The sequence below is a fragment of the Psychroflexus salis genome (assembly GCF_014640175.1).
GTDB classification, from domain to species: domain Bacteria; phylum Bacteroidota; class Bacteroidia; order Flavobacteriales; family Flavobacteriaceae; genus Psychroflexus; species Psychroflexus salis.
Map to the genome: position 1 here is coordinate 1 of NZ_BMGL01000027.1, position 1,474 is coordinate 1,474.

Annotated in this window: 1 rRNA gene; it reads right to left on the bottom strand. The window is 42.9% G+C overall.

Going from position 1 to position 1,474, the window contains the following annotated elements:
• Positions 1-1,142 (bottom strand): 16S ribosomal RNA (locus tag IEV63_RS12890); the annotation flags it as partial.
• Between the last annotated feature and the right edge of the window lie 332 nt (positions 1,143-1,474).

A 1,474-nucleotide genomic window follows, 5' to 3' on the forward strand; every position in this document is an offset into this window, starting at 1 on the left:
TAGAGTTCCCACCATTATGTGCTGGCAACTAACCACAGGGGTTGCGCTCGTTATAGGACTTAACCTGACACCTCACGGCACGAGCTGACGACAACCATGCAGCACCTTGCAATCCGTCCGAAGAAAAACCTGTTTCCAAGCCTGTCGAACTGCATTTAAGCCCTGGTAAGGTTCCTCGCGTATCATCGAATTAAACCACATGCTCCACCGCTTGTGCGGGCCCCCGTCAATTCCTTTGAGTTTCATTCTTGCGAACGTACTCCCCAGGTGGGTTACTTATCACTTTCGCTTAGCCACTCAGATCACAATTGACCCGAACAGCTAGTAACCATCGTTTACGGCGTAGACTACCAGGGTATCTAATCCTGTTCGCTACCTACGCTTTCGTCCATCAGCGTCAGTATATTGTTAGTGATCTGCCTTCGCAATCGGTATTCTGAGTAATATCTATGCATTTCACCGCTACACTACTCATTCTAACCACTTCACAATAACTCAAGAACAACAGTATCAATGGCAATTTTATGGTTGAGCCACAAACTTTCACCACTGACTGATTGTCCCGCCTACGGACCCTTTAAACCCAATGATTCCGGATAACGCTCGGATCCTCCGTATTACCGCGGCTGCTGGCACGGAGTTAGCCGATCCTTATTCATATAGTACCGTCAATAATGTACACGTACACCTTTTTCTTCCTATATAAAAGCAGTTTACAACCCATAGGGCAGTCTTCCTGCACGCGGCATGGCTGGATCAGGATCTCTCCCATTGTCCAATATTCCTCACTGCTGCCTCCCGTAGGAGTCTGGTCCGTGTCTCAGTACCAGTGTGGGGGACCTCCCTCTCAGGACCCCTACCTATCATCGCCATGGTAAGCCGTTACCTTACCATCTAACTAATAGGACGCATACTCATCTTATACCGATAAATCTTTAATTATAAATAGATGCCTATCTATAATACTATAAGGTATTAATCCAAATTTCTCTGGGCTATCCCTATGTATAAGGTAAATTGTATACGCGTTACGCACCCGTGCGCCGGTCGTCAGCGATGCAAGCACCCTGTTACCCCTCGACTTGCATGTGTTAGGCCTGCCGCTAGCGTTCATCCTGAGCCAGGATCAAACTCTTCATCGTTATAATCTTATATACTATAACCATAAATAGAAAATCTTCTCAGGGAACATGCGCTAATCTATCTTAACGCCTAAAATTTACACCTTGTTTTACCAAGTTGTGCTGTCAATTCAAAATATCATAGAACTTCTTCTATTAACTCCTATATAAATAAATAGAAACTAATGTCGATGTAAACAATTCTCCTAAAATTATGCCTACCCTTTTAATGAACTTCGCTCGATTTCTAAGCGGGTGCAAATGTAATACTATTTTTGATTCTGAAAAGAATTTTATAAAATAAATTTAAAAAAAATTCTGCCGAAATTATATCCCAAAATCAATAAAATAAA